The following is a 15,515-nucleotide window of genomic DNA, read 5'->3' as shown; positions in this document are numbered from 1 at the left end:
CTATGCGGTATCTGCCATCTGCCGCTGCCGCTCCCCGTTCGTGTGTGCCTTGCCCATGAGGGAGCCTTCTTCCTGCTCGTAGTGGGAGAGGGCCAGGCCGAGCCCGAAGAACGTCGGCGCCCATTCGCCGATGAAAATCCCCCACCGGTCTGCGCGGGCGAGACCGGTGCCCTGCTCGGCGCGCAGCGATGCGGTCCAGCTGAAGATCGACAGCCCGATGGAAGCGACGGCGGTGGTGTAGGCGTGCTCGGACCGCAGACCCATGTCGTGCAGCTTCTTGATCATGACGTGCTCCGTTGGGAGAACCCCCCTCAGGCTCACCCTCGTGTGCCCAGCAGCAGCCGAGTGACTCAGGATGTCGGCCGCTTCCTGAGACGCACGATAAACCCCATGGGTAAACGGAAAGTAATCGCCGTCGCACTGTGTGACCAGCGAGGTCGCCCGGCACGGCCTCCCGGCTGGAAGTCGAGTAACGAAAAGGCCAGGCGGCCAAGACTGCGGTGGGGAGCCCGTTTCCCCCTGCCGCTGAATCACCGTCACACTCGCGCGGCCACCCGGTTACCCTGACGGCGGATTCACGCGCCAAGTGCCCACCGTGGGCGTGTGGAAGACGCGGATGACGGCGATGGGGACAGCGGCCATGGACTGGGCAAGGTTCGCCGAGCAAATGGCGGAGATGGCGCGTGACCTGCTGGCGCAGGACTCGGTGGACGCGACGCTGGAGCGGATCACCGCGCGTGCTGTGGAAATCGTCGAGGGGTGCGAGGCGGCCGGAATCCTGGTCTTCCGCGACAACCGGGTGGAAACCCTGGCCCCGACCGACGGGCTGGTGGTCCGCTCCGACCAGTTGCAGGAGCGGCTCGGTGAGGGCCCGTGCTTCGATGCCGCACTCCGCGCCCAGCCGGTCTACCGGCTCCAGGACCTCGCCGAGCCGGGGGAGAGGTGGCCCGAGTTCGCCGGCCGGGCCCGCGCGTTGGGCGTCGGGAGCATGATGGGGTTCCTGCTCTACACGGGGGAAGAGGAACTCGGTTCCCTGAATCTGTACGCGCGGCGGCCGGCCGCTTTCACCCAGGGCAGTGAGACGGCGGGCTGGCTGCTGGCCTCGCACGCCGCGGTCGCCTTCTCCAGCGCCCGTAGCGCAGACCAGCTCCAGCAGGCGCTCGCCAGTCGGCACACCATCGGTGAGGCCATGGGCATCCTCATGGAACGTCTCGGGGTCGGTGAGGACGACGCGTTCAACCTGCTGCGGCGGGTGTCCCAGGAACGCAACATGAAGCTGCGGGACATCGCCCGGCAGGTCTGTGAGAGCGGCGGCATCGACGGCTGACCGCCGAGGGGGGCGGCTCCACCGGCCCCCATTCCGGACCGGAAGAGCCTGGCCATCGCGTTCGCCCGGGGGATTCGGCAATGGCTTGCGCCTCGGGTACCCGGGACGCCCAGGGTGTGCATCGCACACCCACCCCTCCTGGGCCGCAGTTGCGAAAAAGCGGTTTGACCTCAGTGAGGCGGGCTAGGAGAGTCAGGGACTGAGGTGCTTCGGAAAGCAGGCACACCTGGCGGGAGCCACGCGTACGCGCTGTGGGCCCCAGATGTGCCGTTCCGGCCTCCCGCTCTGCCGAACAGCAATGAGCAGGGAGCAGAGATGACACCGATGAGCACCACACCCGCACGCGCCCGCCACCGTCATGACGACGCCCCTGACACCGCGGCCGATTTCAAGCGGCTGGCCGCGGCGTCCGATGGACCCGAGCGGGAGGTGCTGGCCGGGGAACTCGTCGCGGCGTGGCTGCCGATGGCCCACCGCCTCGCCCGCCGCTACCGCAACCGTGGAGAGAACCTGGATGACCTGCAACAGGTCGCAGCCATGGGCCTGGTCAAGGCCGTCGACCGTTACGACTCGCAGCGCGGTGGCGCGTTCGAGTCGTTCGCGATCCCCACGATCGTCGGGGAGCTTCGGCGGTACTTCCGCGACTACAGCTGGGCGCTGCACGTCCCCCGGCGGGTTCAGGAACTGCGCAACAAGGTCCGCGTCACCCTTCACGAGTTGGCCGCCGCGGGAGGCACTGACCGTTCTCCGACCGTGGCGCGGGTCGCCGAAGCCGCCGGCATGAGCGAAGAGGACGTGCTCGCCGGGATGGAAGCCATGGACAGTTTCCGTTCCCTGTCGCTGGACGCCGAGCTGGCCGGTGCGGAGGACGGCTACTCGCTGGCCGATACCCTCGGCCGGTCCGAGGCCCGCTACGAGACGGTCATCGCCCGGGAATCGGTCAAGCCGTGGCTGCGCCGGCTCCCGGAGCGGGAGCAGTACATCCTGTACCTGCGCTTCTTCCGCGACATGACCCAAACCCATATCGCTGAGGAGCTGGGCATCTCCCAGATGCACGTCTCCCGCCTCATCTCCCGCAGCTGCCGCACCATTCGCGACCAGGTCGAGGCCGAGCCGCAGTCTCAGCGGATCCCGGCTGCCGCCTGATATCCCGCGCCTCGCACCGCGGCGCCCGCCGTCTCAGCTCGTACCACCCCCTTACGCGAAAGAGGAGCCTGCCATGCTCATGGCTCACCCTGCGGTTCTCGCCGACCTCGTCCAGCAGTACGAAGCCCTCCATGGCCTGCACGCCGAGAACGGCGGCCCGGAGGCACAGCAGCGACTCGATGACGTTGGCTACACGCTGTGCATCGCGACCGGCACCCGCGATGTCGACTCTGCTCTGATCGCCGCCCGGCACCAACTCCCCGGCGCCCGCGTTGAAGACGACTCCGTCCTTATCCCCGACGCCTGAGAAACCCCCTGTGGGCCCGGCCGACGGCCGCGCCCACAGCGGCCGCGTACGAAAGCAGAACCGACTGACACGAACGGTAAGCCGGCCAACGCGCGGGTCAGCGTCGACGATCCGCGTTGACGCATCGTGCATCCGCCCCGCCGAAAACGTCGATCCGGTCGAGGGGTCACAGCCCCGGCCTGTCTGAAGGAGAAATGTTGGGCGGCCGGTGCTCCGGGACGATCTCGTGCCAGATGTTCTGGGCCTGGATCAGCAGGGTGCCCAGTACGGCGATGGTGGAGGTGCTGACACTCTGCTCGTCGGTCAGCTTCTTGTGCAGGTCGGTGTGGTACCGCTCCAACCCGGCCAGGTTTTCGCTGAGTTGGCTGTGTGCGTTGTCGTCGGCCATCGGTCGGCAGCTGAGGTCTCCCCGGGCGTGACACGCGGTGGCCAGTTGGGCGAGGACATGGCCGAAATCCCGTAGCCGTTGGCGGTCGGGGACGGGAATGGTGCGGCTCTCGTCGGCGATGTCCGTCATGGTGCCGGTCAGCGCGCTGAGGTGGGCGACGATGGCGCCCCACCGCTGGTCTTCGCTCTCGGGCGGGAGCGGCGTACGGTGGCCCGGGTCCCGTCGGCGCCTGGGGTTCCATCTCATGCTCTCGTGGCTCCACAGCCGGGCCGACCGCAGGCTCTCCAGTTGCCATCGGAGGCGGGCCGACTGCTGACGCCAGCGGGCCGTGGCCTCTGTGTCCCATTCCCCGCTGTTGAGCCCGTCGGCGATGCTCGCCAGGGTGTCGCCTGTGCCGTGCGCCAGACCGGCCAGATGCTCCCGTACGTCCCGCAGATGGACGGGCGGCAGGATCAACGCGTTGATCGCGATGCCGATCGCCGCGCCCAGGAGGGCCTGGAGCAGTCTGTGGGACATGGTCACGCCCGACATGGCCCCCGACGTCAGGGTGAACAGGGCCGTGGTGGGTCCGTAGATACCCTGATCGCCGAGTTTGGGCCAGTAACTCAGCAGCATCGCCACCGGCAGTACGAGGGCCACCGCGGCCATGGTGTTCCCGGTCAGCAGACCGGCGCCCGCCGCCAGCAGGGTGCCCATGACGATGGCCACCAGTTGCTGGAGTCCCTTGGACAGGGAACGGTAGACGGTGGCCTGGACCAGGACCACGGCCACCCACGGTGCCATCAGCGCCACCGGGTCCTTCAGCCACCACCCGGAAATCGCCCAGGCGAGCGTGGCCGCCGCGGCGGCCTTCAACGCCTGCACCACTACATCGCGCTCACGACCCGGCCCCCGCCACGTACGCACCACCGCATCGGCGATCGCCCGGAACTCGGCTCGCATCGCGTGGATCTTCACGTCCAGACGCCCCATGGCACACGAGTTCCTGGCGCATCGTTTGCGCAAACCATGAGTGATCAGCCTAGTAATCCCGGGAGGGGGCGGGCCGCATCATCGCGGTCTGCGCCGACATGTAGAAGATGTAACGCAGGCGCCGGTGGTAGCGCTTGGGCCGGTGGTAGTTGCCGGTGCGGCGGCCGGAGTACCGGGCGACCGGAGCGAGACCGGAGTGAGGCGAGGCGGTCGGCGTCCTTGTAGCCGTCAAGGTCGCCGGCGATAGCGATGAACTCGGCGCCCAGGATGGGGCCCACGCCGGGCGTGGACGGACTCGATGATTTCGGCGCGGAAGGTCTCGCGGATCTCCCGGTCGTTGTCCTTGATTCGCTCGTTCAGGGCCAGGAGCTGGTGGGCGAGGTCGCGGACCAGCTTGGCGGCACGTTTCTCGCCGGGCAGCGCGGTCATCCGGGACTGGGCAGCCTGCACGGTGTTGGTGGCGACGACGTCGGCGCCGCGGACCTTGTGCCGCTCCAGCCAGGTTGTCAGACGCTTGACGCCGATGCGCCGCAGGGCGGCCGGGGTCTGGTACTCGGTGAGCATGACGACGGGGCCTTTGGCCGCGGAGTAGTCGAAGGCCCGCTCCAGGGCGGGGCAGATGCCCACTAGCAGGTCGCGCAGCCTGTTGATCAGCCTTTGCTTGATGGCGTTGGTGACGAGCTCGGGCACACGAGCAATTCCACGTCCTCGACCAGCCCGGCCACTCGACGCTGGCAACCTCGCACGCTCTTCCGTGATGACCTACGCCGGGATGAGGGTGTGCTGTGGATGCGCACGCGCGCAGCCGCGGTGACCGACAGTCGCCGGCAGCCGCTCTGGCCGCCCGCCCACCCCAACGTTCCCTGATGCGGCGACTGGCCGTGGCTGCCGCTGCTTTCGGTGCACTGGCTCTCCCTCTGGTCATCGCTGGACCGGCGCAGGCCGACACCCAGCAGGTCTACGTCTGGTACACGCAGAAGGACGCCATCGACGTCACCTTCTATGGGACCGTCCGCCCCAACGGTCCCTACGGGTACATCGTCGAAGGCGATCTCTTCGCCAACTGCCACAAGGACCTCATCTTCGACGAGCAGGTCGAACTCGGCACCGGCGCCACCTCCCGCAGGTTCGAGTGGACCCAGTACGGGTGCAACGAGCCTGTGGACAAGCAGGTGGTGATCTACGGCGACCGCCCGTACGGTGACTCGGTGGACGTCCAGGTGGGCGGCACCAGTGGCTTCATGAACACCTGGACCACGGCAACGTCGGTACCTACAACATCGGCGAGTAAGCCTCGCGGATACGGTCAACCCTGGCTTCAGGGCCGACGGGGCTTCCGTCCGGGCAGTCTTCGGCAGCCGCCCGGCCAGCACAGCCTGCACGCCTGCGTCGACCGGGTCGATGTCGCCCGGGGGACAAGGGCGCGGACATGCTCGTCCCGTCGCCAGTCGATGTCCTGGAGGACGGCTCGGGCTTCTACCTGTTCCCAACCACTGCTGGCCGTCAGTCCGTGATGCGGGTGCGGGGCGATGGCGGAGAAGGGTTTGCCCCTGAACGACGGCGGCGAGCAGTAGTCCCAGCTCCGGGGGCATCGATCGGTAGGCCCCAGCGTATGAGGCAATCCCGCCCGCGGGGATATTCGACTCTGCGCATAATGTGGAGATTTGGTGGTACCGGGATACCTGTCCGATGTCGGCCGTTCCCTCAGCACCTCGGCGGGCCCGCAGTCCCGAAGGAGTACCGGATGCCATTGCCAGCAGGACGGGGAGAGCTGTCGTCCGCGCTCGCCGACGCCCTCGTACGCGAGCCCGGGGAGACGACGCTGCCCGCGGGCCGACCGCTGCGTGAGGCGGATCCGTACGGGGACGATCTGCAGCTCGGGCTCTACCTCTGCTACGAGCTCCACTACCAAGGTTTCGCAGGGGTGGACGACGGCTGGGAGTGGGATCCAGACCTGTTGCGGCTGCGCCAAGCGCTGGAACGGCGTTTTCTCGCCGCGCTGCGCGCCGATGTCACCGCACACGACGAGGTGACGGCCGCCCTGGAGGGGCTGCTGGTGGAGTCGGGCGATGGCGCGGGGGTGTCGCACTACCTCAGGGACGAGGGGGAGCCCTGGCAGCTGCGTGAGTACATCGCTCAGCGTTCGCTCTACCAGCTCAAGGAGGCGGATCCGCATGTGTGGGTGATCCCGCGGCTGCGAGGTGAGGCCAAGGCGGCTATGGCGGCGGTGGAGTACGACGAGTTCGGGGCGGGGCGCGGGGAGCGCGTGCACGCGGAGCTGTTCGCCGACTTGATGGCGGACCTGGGTCTGGATACGACGTACAACGGCTACCTGGACGCCGCGTCGGCTCAGATGCTGGCCGTGGTGAATCTGATGTCGCTGCTGGGGTTGCACCGCGCGCTGCGTGGCGCTCTGGTGGGGCACTTCGCGACCGTCGAGATCACCTCATCGCCTTCCTCCGACCGGCTGGCCCAGGCGCTGCGCCGCATGGGCGCGGGGGAAGCGGCCGTATTCTTCTACACCGAGCATGTCGAGGCCGACGCGGTGCACGAACAGGTCGTGCGCCATGGCGTGATCGATGGCCTGCTGCGACGCGAACCCGCGCTGGCCCCTGATGTCGCCTTCGGAGTCGACGCCACCGTCTTCCTGGAGGACCGGCTCGCCGGCCAGCTTCTGGGCGCCTGGCGCGACGGCCACTCCTCACTGCGCATTCCGCTGTGACCTCGGCGGTCGGCGGCGGTGGCTGGTGTCGCACCACGGATAGCGCGCGCTGAGGCCGCACAGACACACGGCGGCCGTGAAGCGGTCGGAGCGGACCACGCGGCCGTCCGGCAGGGCCACCTCGACGGGGCCCTCGATCAGCATCGGGCCGTCCGTTCCCAGCGTCACCCGCACGGCATGCTCGCGCCTGCCGCCCGTCCCCGGCTCCGGACACCTACCGTCGCCCTCGTCACGCTCGTCATGCTCGTTCAGCACGGATCACCACCAGCTCTTCCTTCTCCTCGCCCGGTTCGATCAGTCCGCGGGCCTCCAGCCACGCGGCCTGCTCGCGCAGCACCGGCCCGAACGGGATGAGCCGGCGGTCGGTTACGGCCACCCGCCGCAGGCCCGCTCGTCCCAACCGCTCCACGGTCTCCTCAATGCCGCACAGCGCGGAGTGGACCATAAGGAGCACGCCGTCGGGGTGCAGCAGTGGTGGCGCGTCCTGGCAGATCTGGTCGACCAGCGCCCGGCCGTCGACACCGGCGTTCCACGCCAGGGCGCGGCCCCGGCGGGCGGCCGGAGAGGGTACGTAGGGGGGATTGGCGACAATGAGATCGAAGCGGCGGTCGGCCACCGAGGTCAGAAGATCACCGCGCATCACCTGGATCCGCAGCCCCTCCAGCCGGGAGTGGAGCCACGCGGTCACCACGGCCAAGGGCGAGACATCGACGGCGGTCACCTGCCCCGCGCCACGCCGGGCTGCGGCGATGGCCAAGGCGCCGCTTCCAGTCCCGATGTCCAGAACGGCGGTGCCCTCGGTGATGTTCTCCCGGTTCAGTGCCTCGGTCAGCAGCCACGTGTCATGCTGCGGCGCATACACCCCCGGAGGGGTCATCAGCATCATCCGCCACGAGTACCCGCAGATCGCGCCGAGGCACACGTCTCGCCTGACCAGACCAGCCACGGTGTGCGATGTATCGGCCGGCTTGGTCCTTCGTGGCGGGGTTACCCGGTCAGCGACCGGCTGGACGTGCGCGCTGTGGGGGCCGGCGTCTGCCTCGTCTTCGGACGTGGCCGCCTCATGCAGCTCGGCCGGGCCTCGGGGCCGAGGTACGTGGCAGGCGACTCCTGCACTGGCGCCTCGATGCGACGGCCGACGAACTGCACTTCGCACTCGCCCCGTATTGACACGCGCCGTCTGCTCCAGCACCGACACCGGCAACCGTCACCGCTGCCTCACCGCACTCGACGGTCAGCTGCCCATGAGCCGCCTCAACAACCCTGGAGTCAATACGGCTTGTCGGTCCGCCAGCCGCTCTCGATGAGGCCGAATCCGAGGTCGACGGTGGAGGACGGGTCCTCGGATCCCATGGCCACTATCAGCGTCTGGAGCGCGAAGGCGGCTACGAGGCGGCATCTCGTGGTCCCACATAGGCGAGCCCGAGGCGACTTCGGACAGCTATCGCGCGTATCTGTTGAAAGTGGACGAGCGCATCGTCGGCTACGTGGCCGCGCACGACACCAACGAGCACCACAGCAGACGACTCGTACGACCGTCTCGACGACGACGACTACCCCGCCTACACCATGGGCCGGGCCGCCGAGATGCTCGGCACCAGCCAGGGCTTCCTCCGCGCCGTCGGGGAAGCCCGCCTGATCACCCCGCTGCGCTCCGAGGGTGGACATCGCCGCTACTCCCGTTACCAACTGCGCATCGCGGCCCGCGCGCGTGAACTCGTCGACCAGGGCACCCCCATCGAGGCGGCCTGCCGCATCGTCATCCTCGAAGACCAGCTCGAAGAAGCCCAGCGCATCAACGCCGAATACCGCCGCGCCGCCGAATCAGCGAACCCGGCGACCGTGGCCCGAGACGGCTGAGACCCGCAACCCCCAGGGGTTTCGCGGCTGCCGCCCGCGCATGCTGCCCGGAACGCTGAAGCGTTCCGGGCAACTTCGTCTTCTGCGACGCTGGGGCCGAGAGCGACTTACGCGCGGGGAGTCACTTCTCGGGCTGGTACCGCGGCGGATATCGGAGGTGCGAGGGTTGCCCGGCGGCGCCGTGGGGAGGCAATTTCACGCTGTTGGGCGACCTCGCCAGGCCCCCTGCCCCCGCGGGCCCGGCCCAGTCCCGCTATGACACGGATGAGTAGCGACCCGCTGAGCTGTGCGAAGAGGTGCCGCTGATTCCTTGATCGATTGCTGAGGCCGATGTTCCAGGCCAGCTCCATGGCTGGCCCTGCCTCTATTCGATGGTGAACGAACCACGGGTGCCGGACAGCCGCAGGATGCGGGCGAGGAAATGCGGGACGGCGCATAGCCGCAGCTCGACGTCACCGGCTTGAGCAGTGCGGGCGGCGGCCAGCAGCGCGCTCAGCCCCGTGCAGTCGCAGAACGTCAGCCCACCGAGGTCGATGACCACGACACGGTTCTCGTCGACGGCTCTCTGGAGTGCCTGGCGCACCTCGGCGGCGGTGACAAGGTCAAGCTCCCCCGACACCGCGACCCGGCAGCTGTCGGGCCCGGTGGCCTTCCACTCCACCCTGATCGTCTCGTGCACCGGCGAACCCCCTTGGCACGGGGCAGCCCCCAAAGCTTGTGTCCAGGAAAACTCCAGGCCGGCAGTTCTGTCCACCTTCACCCGTGCAGGGCAGGCGCGTGCCTGATCAGCGCACCGTCGAGGGGGACGGTCTACCCGATCGTAGGGAGGGACACGGGCCCCGGTTACGACTGATCAGCGGCCACGTGGAGCAGTAGCAGGTCGAAGTCGGGGCCGTCGGTGGTGTTCCGGTAGGAGCCGGCGTGTTGGTAGCCGAGTCGGGTGTACAGGTCCTGACCGCGCTGGTTGGAGGGGAGAGCGAGGAGGGAGGACCAGCGGGGATTGATGGCTGTGATCAGTGCGGCGTGGAGTCGGGTGCCGATGCCGCGGGCCTGCCACGGTGGGCGGACAGCCAGTTCGCACAGGCCCATCAGGCGTTCTGTGCGGGCGTCTTCGGGGACTTGGTCGACCAGGCCGGGGCCGAACCAGTAGTCGGCGTTGCACGGGAAGCCGTAGCCGAAGCCCACGGCCGTGCCGCGCTCGTAGGCGACGACCAGGACGAGGCCTTGGTGGTGCTTTAGAAGCCCACCACAGGCTTGCATCTGGCCGCCGCCTTCCTCAGCCACCTCACCGACGACGGCAATCCCTGTTGGCGCCCGTGCCTTACACGGTGGTGCGGGGCGCCGACTTCGCGATGGACGACCTCGTACCCCTGGCGCGACATCGTCCGCATCGAACGACGCAGCCCCACCATTACCCGACCAACGCCGAAGCCGCACCCGCACGCCCGCCAAGTACAACGCTCAGGACCCGCCAACTAAAACGCTCACTCGCCAACTACGGCGCTCAGTCACAGTCGCTACGCAGCGGGCCACCTGCGGGGATGCGCCAGAATTCGAACACATGATGCAATAGCTGGTATGCGTTGTCCTGCCTTCCCCGAAGACCTGATCGCCGCGCAGTGTGCCTGGGACCGCACGTATCGTGCGCTCGCCGACCCGGCTCACAGCGGACGGACGACGGCGCTGCGGCGGCGCCTGCTGACGCTGTCGGTGCAGGTGTGGTGGCACCCGTACTGGCGCAAGGCCGGGGCCGGTCGCCGCCTGGACCTGCGTACACGAGCGCGTGAGCTGGAGCGCGAGGTGCGGTAGGTGGGTGAAGCATCCGGTGACCCGCGGCAGGCGGGAGCCGCCACCCCGGCCGAGATAACGCTTGCCCGCCGGACAGACCGTGCGGGTCCGGCTCCACCGGCGCCAGGAGGCCCGAGGCCCGCACCGGTGGCGCTACCTCGTCGGGGTGCCGTCCTGGACTGCCACGCCAAACAGGATGAATTGCATCTGATGCAACACCCCGCAGGCTGCTCGAACTCTTGATACCGCTGGTCGAGCGCGGTTAGGCGGACTTCGACGAGAGTTCACTCTTGGTGGTGACCTGGGCGAGAAGAGGTAGCAGCAACAATGTTGCATTGGTTACAACGGCAGGGTGACTACCGAGGCCCCGGGGTCAGGACGGCTTGTGCTGGCCCGGAATGTGGTGCACCTCGACCCGGCGGCAGCGGTGTTCGAGGGGATGAAGGACGGCTGGGCTCGCCAGCAGGCGGCACGTTTCCTGAAGGCCAAGACGATCGATCCGCGGCTGCGCCTGGTGCAGCGCCTGGAGGAGTTCACCGGCCTGCATCCGTGGCAGTGGACCCCAGCGGAAGGCGAGGCGTTCATCGCGCACCTTCGCAGCGGTACGCAACCGGATGTCCGCAGCTCGCATGTACGAAGTCGCCGGCATCGTTTCGAGCATGATCGTGACGAAGCCGCCGGCCGCGAGGGCGAGCAAGCCGGCGAGGGGAAGACGGCCCGACCGGACGGAGGGCCCGGCCGGAGCCTCTGTGTGCTGTACTTGCGTCATAAACCCTACGGTGCATGGTTGACATAAGCGTCAAGGTCAAACCGGCAGCGGCAGACGGGGAGTGAGGACGGTCACATGCGTATCGGAGAGCTGGAGAAGCTGACGGATACACCGGCGCGATCGCTGCGGTACTACGAGGCCCAGGGGCTGATCGTTCCGCGGCGGCTGTCCAACGGGTACCGCGAATACGACGACTACCTCGTCGACCGTGTGATCCAGATCCGTGGACTGATCGACAGCGGCATCCCCACCCGGATCATCAAGCAGATCCTGCCGTGCCTCGACAAGCCCCGCGAGATCGTGGTCGAGGATGCCGACCCGGAACTGCTGACACTCCTCGCCCGCGAGCGGGACCGGATGACGACCCGCATCGAATGCCTCGCCCGCAACCGGGACGCCATCGACGACTACATGAAAGCCGTCAACGAAGCGACCGCGCAACACGGCACCACCAGCGCCGCGTAGATCCGAGCGGCCACACACCCCGAGCACGGAACACCTCGCTCATGCCTGCGCGGGCCCGGCAGGAACTCTCCGCCAAATCCGGGGCGAAGGGCCGCTTCTACGGCTGGGCCGTCATCGACTGGGCCGTCATCGACCTCAGCGCCCCGCTACCCGGCATCTGCCGGTACGGCGCCACTGCAGTACCGGCGCACCGACCCGTTGCCCGTTGCTTTTCATTATCACTGGCGCTACCGGCCGGGCCAGCGAGTTGCTGGATCAAGATGGCCAGCGAAGGATTCTTCCAGGCGTCGACCCGGCACCCAGACCCGTTTCTGCGGGATGCGCAACCCCCGTTTGACCTTGACATTGGTGTCAATGTTTTTCCATGGGTGACGCACGTACGACACGACCTCGCGGCATCTCCGCGATGGTCCTCCGAACGGAGTTTCACATCATGGCCGGCACCAATCGACTCAGTGTCATCCGGCAATCGCCTGCCTACTGGCGCGTCGTCATCGACAATCCCCCGTTCAACCTCTTCGACCCGGAGATGTTCGCGGAACTGAACATCCTGATGGACGAGATCGAGCGCGACACCGATCTCAAGATCGTCGTGTTCGAGAGCGGGGACGAGGACTTCTTCGTCAACCACCACGACCTTGAGCGCGGCCACGGGGCGGCGGACCAGCCGGGCGGCGCGTCGTTCGACCACTGGCCGACCTTCGTGACCCGGCTCGCGCAGTCCTCCGTGATCAGCGTGGCAAAGGTGCGTGGCCGTGCCCGGGCGCAAGGGTTCGAGTTCGCCCTTGCCATGGACATGCGCTTCGCATCGAAGGAACGGGCGGTGTTCTCCTTGATCGAGGTCGCCGGTTCCTCCATCCCGGGCGGCGGCGGCGTCGAATGGCTCGCCGCCCTGATCGGGCGCTCGAGGTCCCTCGAGGTCGTCCTCGGCGCGGACGACTTCGACGCGGACATCGCCGAACGCTACGGCTGGGTCAACCGGTCCGTTCCCGACAGTGAACTCGACGCGTTCGTCGACGCCTTCGCCGAGCGCGTGAGCCGTTTCGAGAAGCGCGCGCTGGAAGTCGGCAAGAAGCTGGTCAACGCGCGCGCCGGCGTCCCCTCGGAAGGGGATCTCTGGGTCTCGAACCATGTGCTCGCCGGGGTGGACGCCTGGCCCGAAGCGCAGGCGATGATGCCGAAGCTGAACGCCGTCGGCTTCAGCAAGGACAAGGACTTCGAGTTGAACGTGGCCGAGCGTCTTGGCAATCTCCCCTCCGAATGACCGGCACCCGGGCGGCTGGGCGAAATGCGCGGCAGCCCTGCTAGCGGTGATTCGCCGGCCGCGGGTCGTCACGGCCCCGGCAGTGGGCGCTTCGCCCGCTGCCCGCCGGCCGGCCGTGACGACCAAGCGCGATGACCCTTTTCTCGACACTTGCGCAGCGTCACGGGTTCCGTGACCATCTCGCTGGTCCGCCCTTGTCGAGGGACCCCGGCACCCCGCCGGGGTGCCAGACCAGCCTCTCTGCGGGATGCGCGGCCTCCCATTTGACTTTGACATTAGTGTCAAGGTTTGAGCATGGGGTCATGACGCACGTACGACACGACCTCCCGACTACATCAGAGGCGGCACACCCGGGCGGGCCCGACCGGCTGCCGCTCGCGGGCCTGCTGAAGGAGCAGAGCATGAGTGAGCAGGCAATCCGGGTCGGGATCATCGGGGCCGGCGGCTGGGCCACCTACGGGCACATCCCGGCGTTGCGGACGCTGCCGGAGTTCGAGGTGGTCGCCGTATCGGCCCGCCGCAAGGAGTCGGCGCAGAACGCGGCTGTGAAGTTCGGCATCCCCCGCGCCTACGAGGACGCCCACGAACTGATCAAGGATCCCGATGTCGACCTGGTGGCGGTACTGACACCGACCTCGCAGCGCGTGCCGCTCGTGAAGGCCGCCATCGAGGCCGGGAAGGACGTCTACAGCGAGTGGCCGCTCACCACCCGCACGCCTGACTCGCAGGAACTGCTCTCCCTGGCCGAGGCCAAGGGCGTCCGGCACGTCGTCGGACTCCAGCGCCGCCAGGGGCCCGCCGCCCGCTACGCACGGGACCTGGTGGCCCGCGGCTACGTGGGAGAGGTGCGGGCCGCCCGCATCTCGGTCGGCGTGGACGCCTTCCCGCCCGTCATGCCGGAGAAGGTCGCCTGGACCTTCGACGTCGACGCCTTCACCCACGTCCTGTCCATCTACGGCGGGCACTTCCTCGACGTGCTGTTCCAGGTCGTCGGACCCCCCAAGGACCTCACCGCACTCGTCGAGACCCAGTTCCCCGAGCTCACCGTCCTCGAGACCGGCAAGACCGTGCCCTCCGCCAAGCCCGACGAGGTCATGGCCATCGGCACCCTGGAGAACGGCGGCCTGTTCTCCGTCCAGCTGGAAGGCGCCCAGAAGTTCCCGACGGGCCTGCAGATCGACATCACCGGCACCGAGGGCGTCCTGCGGCTCACCAACGACCGCGCCTTCGAGAACACCGAGGACAACACCGTCCACGGCGTCAACACGGACAGCGGCAACGGGGCCGCACTCGCGGTGCTGCCCGTTCCCGAGGAGTACCGATTGCTCCCGGACACGTCACTCGACGAGAGCGTGCAGGACCTGGCCCACCTCTACGCCGCGTACGCCCGCGACAAGGCCAACGGCACCACCGAGGCGACCACGTTCGCCGACGCCGTACGGCAGCACCACGTGATCGACCAGATCCAGCAGTCCTCCGAGAACTTCCCGGCATAAGAGATCGGCGGCGATGCATCGCGCTGGCGATGACATGTACCAGAGCGCACTGGAGCAGGCGCGGGCCTGGACAGGCCGCCTTCGCCGACCGGCTCACGAGCGAGGGTTCGCGTTCCTCCACCGCAAGATACAGGTCGGCACCCGACGCCCAGCCGCCTCCGACTCGCTCTCCACAACCGCACCTCGGATCTGAAGAGCCTCGCCGGAATACCTACCGCACACCTCAAACAATGCCTCTTCACCAGTAGGAGGGCGTCGAGGCCGCCGAGTACAGGGTCTGGGTGACCGAAGAACAGCTCACGCCGATCGAAGGCGTGAACCTTTCCGCCGTGCCGACCCGCCGTCAGCCCGGGCCCCCGCCGCCACCAGCCTGTGGCTGGGTGGAGCGTCCGGCGCCCGAGCGCCGCGGGCGCACGGTGGTCCACGACGCCGCTTGCCGCTACGTCGTCGGCAAAGGGGGGAAGGAGCTGAGCACGTTGGAAGCGCTTGATACCTTGATGCGGAACGGTGCACGGGCCTGTCATGACTGCGACGCCGCTGCTGCGCTCGTGCCTGCCCTGGAATTGGGCGAGGGATACGAGTAACAGGCGACGCGTCGAAAGCGCCTTGGCGCCGGGCGGGCAGCGAGGTGACCCGCCTCCGACAGGTCACCTCGCTGGATAGGGAAGGTGTGCAGCGATAATCGCGCTGGTTCGGTCTGGGTCAGACACGACCGGTTCGGACTTCTTGGGCTGGACTACGGTCTCGATGGCGCGAGGAGAGATTCCGATTCGGTCATCCACGGTTGACGTTGGAAGCAAGCCAACAGCCCGCGACACCGCCTAATCGAACACCCTTGAAATCCTCACCCTTGCGTGGGACAGCACTGTTCGAATTTCTGGGTCTAACGAGCTCGTGCATGGTTGGTGGTGAGACGTCGAGGTCGTGATCGTTGATCATGGTCGTGTGGTGGGGAATGCGGCTCGTGCAGTGATCATCAGCAACCGACGGATCACGGGCCTGACGGCTAGC

The 15,515-nt window shown here is 67.9% G+C and carries 19 protein-coding genes and 1 pseudogene; 12 read left to right on the top strand and 8 right to left on the bottom strand.

Annotated features, from left to right (window positions below; translation table 11 throughout):
* A complete protein-coding gene (locus J5X86_RS47690) occupies nt 1-285 on the bottom strand; it encodes a hypothetical protein (RefSeq protein ID WP_208522860.1) in 285 nt (94 codons plus the stop codon).
* A 355-nt stretch (nt 286-640) separates the two neighbouring features.
* On the opposite strand from J5X86_RS47690, the gene J5X86_RS47685 reads away from it, so the two are divergent.
* The 3 genes from J5X86_RS47685 (at nt 641) to J5X86_RS47675 (ending at nt 2,780) form a co-directional block, all read left to right on the top strand.
* Nucleotides 641-1,327 carry a GAF and ANTAR domain-containing protein gene (locus J5X86_RS47685; RefSeq protein WP_208522859.1) on the top strand — a complete coding sequence of 229 codons (687 nt, stop codon included), beginning with the start codon at nt 641-643 and terminating at the stop codon, nt 1,325-1,327.
* Nucleotides 1,328-1,651: 324 nt separating this feature from the next.
* Entirely contained in the window at nt 1,652-2,473 is an 822-nt protein-coding gene (locus J5X86_RS47680; RefSeq protein WP_374229492.1) for a SigB/SigF/SigG family RNA polymerase sigma factor, read from the top strand.
* Nucleotides 2,474-2,546: 73 nt separating this feature from the next.
* A complete protein-coding gene (locus tag J5X86_RS47675) occupies nt 2,547-2,780 on the top strand; it encodes a DUF5133 domain-containing protein (RefSeq protein ID WP_208522857.1) in 234 nt (77 codons plus the stop codon).
* Between the two features lie 166 nt (nt 2,781-2,946).
* On the opposite strand, the gene J5X86_RS47670 is transcribed toward J5X86_RS47675, so the two are convergent.
* The gene (locus J5X86_RS47670; protein ID WP_243983242.1) at nt 2,947-4,140 is read right to left on the bottom strand and encodes an aromatic acid exporter family protein; all 1,194 of its coding nucleotides are present in this window, start codon (nt 4,138-4,140) and stop codon (nt 2,947-2,949) included.
* Nucleotides 4,141-4,192: 52 nt separating this feature from the next.
* A pseudogene (locus J5X86_RS47665) lies at nt 4,193-4,833 on the bottom strand (transposase); the annotation flags it as partial.
* A 173-nt stretch (nt 4,834-5,006) separates the two neighbouring features.
* On the opposite strand from J5X86_RS47665, the gene J5X86_RS47660 reads away from it, so the two are divergent.
* Nucleotides 5,007-5,654, top strand: coding sequence for a hypothetical protein (locus tag J5X86_RS47660; RefSeq protein WP_208522856.1), 648 nt, complete (start codon nt 5,007-5,009; stop codon nt 5,652-5,654).
* Nucleotides 5,655-5,884: 230 nt separating this feature from the next.
* Nucleotides 5,885-6,862, top strand: coding sequence for an iron-containing redox enzyme family protein (locus J5X86_RS47655; RefSeq protein WP_208522855.1), 978 nt, complete (start codon nt 5,885-5,887; stop codon nt 6,860-6,862).
* Here J5X86_RS47655 and J5X86_RS47650 read toward each other — a convergent pair.
* Entirely contained in the window at nt 6,842-7,117 is a 276-nt protein-coding gene (locus J5X86_RS47650; protein WP_374229491.1) for a CDGSH iron-sulfur domain-containing protein, read from the bottom strand. The two genes, J5X86_RS47655 and J5X86_RS47650, sit on opposite strands and share 21 nt — an antisense overlap.
* Nucleotides 7,101-7,748, bottom strand: coding sequence for a HemK2/MTQ2 family protein methyltransferase (locus J5X86_RS47645; RefSeq protein ID WP_208522854.1), 648 nt, complete (start codon nt 7,746-7,748; stop codon nt 7,101-7,103). The genes J5X86_RS47650 and J5X86_RS47645 overlap by 17 nt, the downstream gene beginning before the upstream one ends.
* A gap of 683 nt (nt 7,749-8,431) precedes the next feature.
* Here J5X86_RS47645 and J5X86_RS47640 point away from each other — a divergent pair.
* On the top strand, nt 8,432-8,722 hold the full coding sequence (locus J5X86_RS47640) for a MerR family transcriptional regulator (protein ID WP_208522853.1): 291 nt from the start codon (nt 8,432-8,434) through the stop codon (nt 8,720-8,722).
* A 364-nt stretch (nt 8,723-9,086) separates the two neighbouring features.
* Here J5X86_RS47640 and J5X86_RS47635 read toward each other — a convergent pair whose 3' ends face one another.
* Together J5X86_RS47635 and J5X86_RS47630 are read right to left on the bottom strand one after the other, a co-directional pair.
* Entirely contained in the window at nt 9,087-9,401 is a 315-nt protein-coding gene (locus J5X86_RS47635; RefSeq protein ID WP_208522852.1) for an STAS domain-containing protein, read from the bottom strand.
* Nucleotides 9,402-9,565: 164 nt separating this feature from the next.
* Complete coding sequence (locus tag J5X86_RS47630; RefSeq protein WP_243983240.1) at nt 9,566-9,982, bottom strand: GNAT family N-acetyltransferase; 417 nt, start codon at nt 9,980-9,982, stop codon at nt 9,566-9,568.
* Nucleotides 9,983-10,300: 318 nt separating this feature from the next.
* Here J5X86_RS47630 and J5X86_RS47625 point away from each other — a divergent pair, with 318 nt between their 5' ends.
* The 6 genes from J5X86_RS47625 (at nt 10,301) to J5X86_RS52735 (ending at nt 15,088) form a co-directional block, all read left to right on the top strand.
* Nucleotides 10,301-10,531: a hypothetical protein gene (locus tag J5X86_RS47625; protein WP_208522851.1), complete on the top strand. Its 231-nt coding sequence runs from the start codon at nt 10,301-10,303 to the stop codon at nt 10,529-10,531.
* Between the two features lie 364 nt (nt 10,532-10,895).
* Nucleotides 10,896-11,306 (top strand): hypothetical protein, encoded by a 411-nt coding sequence (locus J5X86_RS51630; protein ID WP_243983239.1) that lies wholly within the window; start codon nt 10,896-10,898, stop codon nt 11,304-11,306.
* A 48-nt stretch (nt 11,307-11,354) separates the two neighbouring features.
* Nucleotides 11,355-11,744, top strand: a complete 390-nt coding sequence (locus J5X86_RS47615; RefSeq protein WP_208522850.1) for a MerR family transcriptional regulator — start codon at nt 11,355-11,357, stop codon at nt 11,742-11,744.
* Nucleotides 11,745-12,177: 433 nt separating this feature from the next.
* Nucleotides 12,178-13,008 (top strand): enoyl-CoA hydratase/isomerase family protein, encoded by an 831-nt coding sequence (locus J5X86_RS47610; RefSeq protein WP_208522849.1) that lies wholly within the window; start codon nt 12,178-12,180, stop codon nt 13,006-13,008.
* Between the two features lie 401 nt (nt 13,009-13,409).
* Entirely contained in the window at nt 13,410-14,504 is a 1,095-nt protein-coding gene (locus tag J5X86_RS47605) for a Gfo/Idh/MocA family protein (protein ID WP_208522848.1), read from the top strand.
* A gap of 281 nt (nt 14,505-14,785) precedes the next feature.
* The gene (locus J5X86_RS52735; RefSeq protein WP_208522847.1) at nt 14,786-15,088 is read left to right on the top strand and encodes a DUF6233 domain-containing protein; all 303 of its coding nucleotides are present in this window, start codon (nt 14,786-14,788) and stop codon (nt 15,086-15,088) included.
* A gap of 190 nt (nt 15,089-15,278) precedes the next feature.
* On the opposite strand, the gene J5X86_RS47595 is transcribed toward J5X86_RS52735, so the two are convergent.
* A partial coding sequence (locus J5X86_RS47595) for a hypothetical protein (protein ID WP_208522846.1) occupies nt 15,279-15,515 on the bottom strand: 237 nt, incomplete at its 5' end.

Origin of the sequence: Streptomyces sp. NEAU-YJ-81 (assembly GCF_017592595.1) — a bacterium.
GTDB classification, from domain to species: Bacteria; Actinomycetota; Actinomycetes; order Streptomycetales; family Streptomycetaceae; genus Streptomyces; species Streptomyces hygroscopicus_B.
The sequence above is the reverse complement of the archived record's forward strand: the minus strand, read 5'-3'. Positions and strand labels throughout refer to the sequence as shown.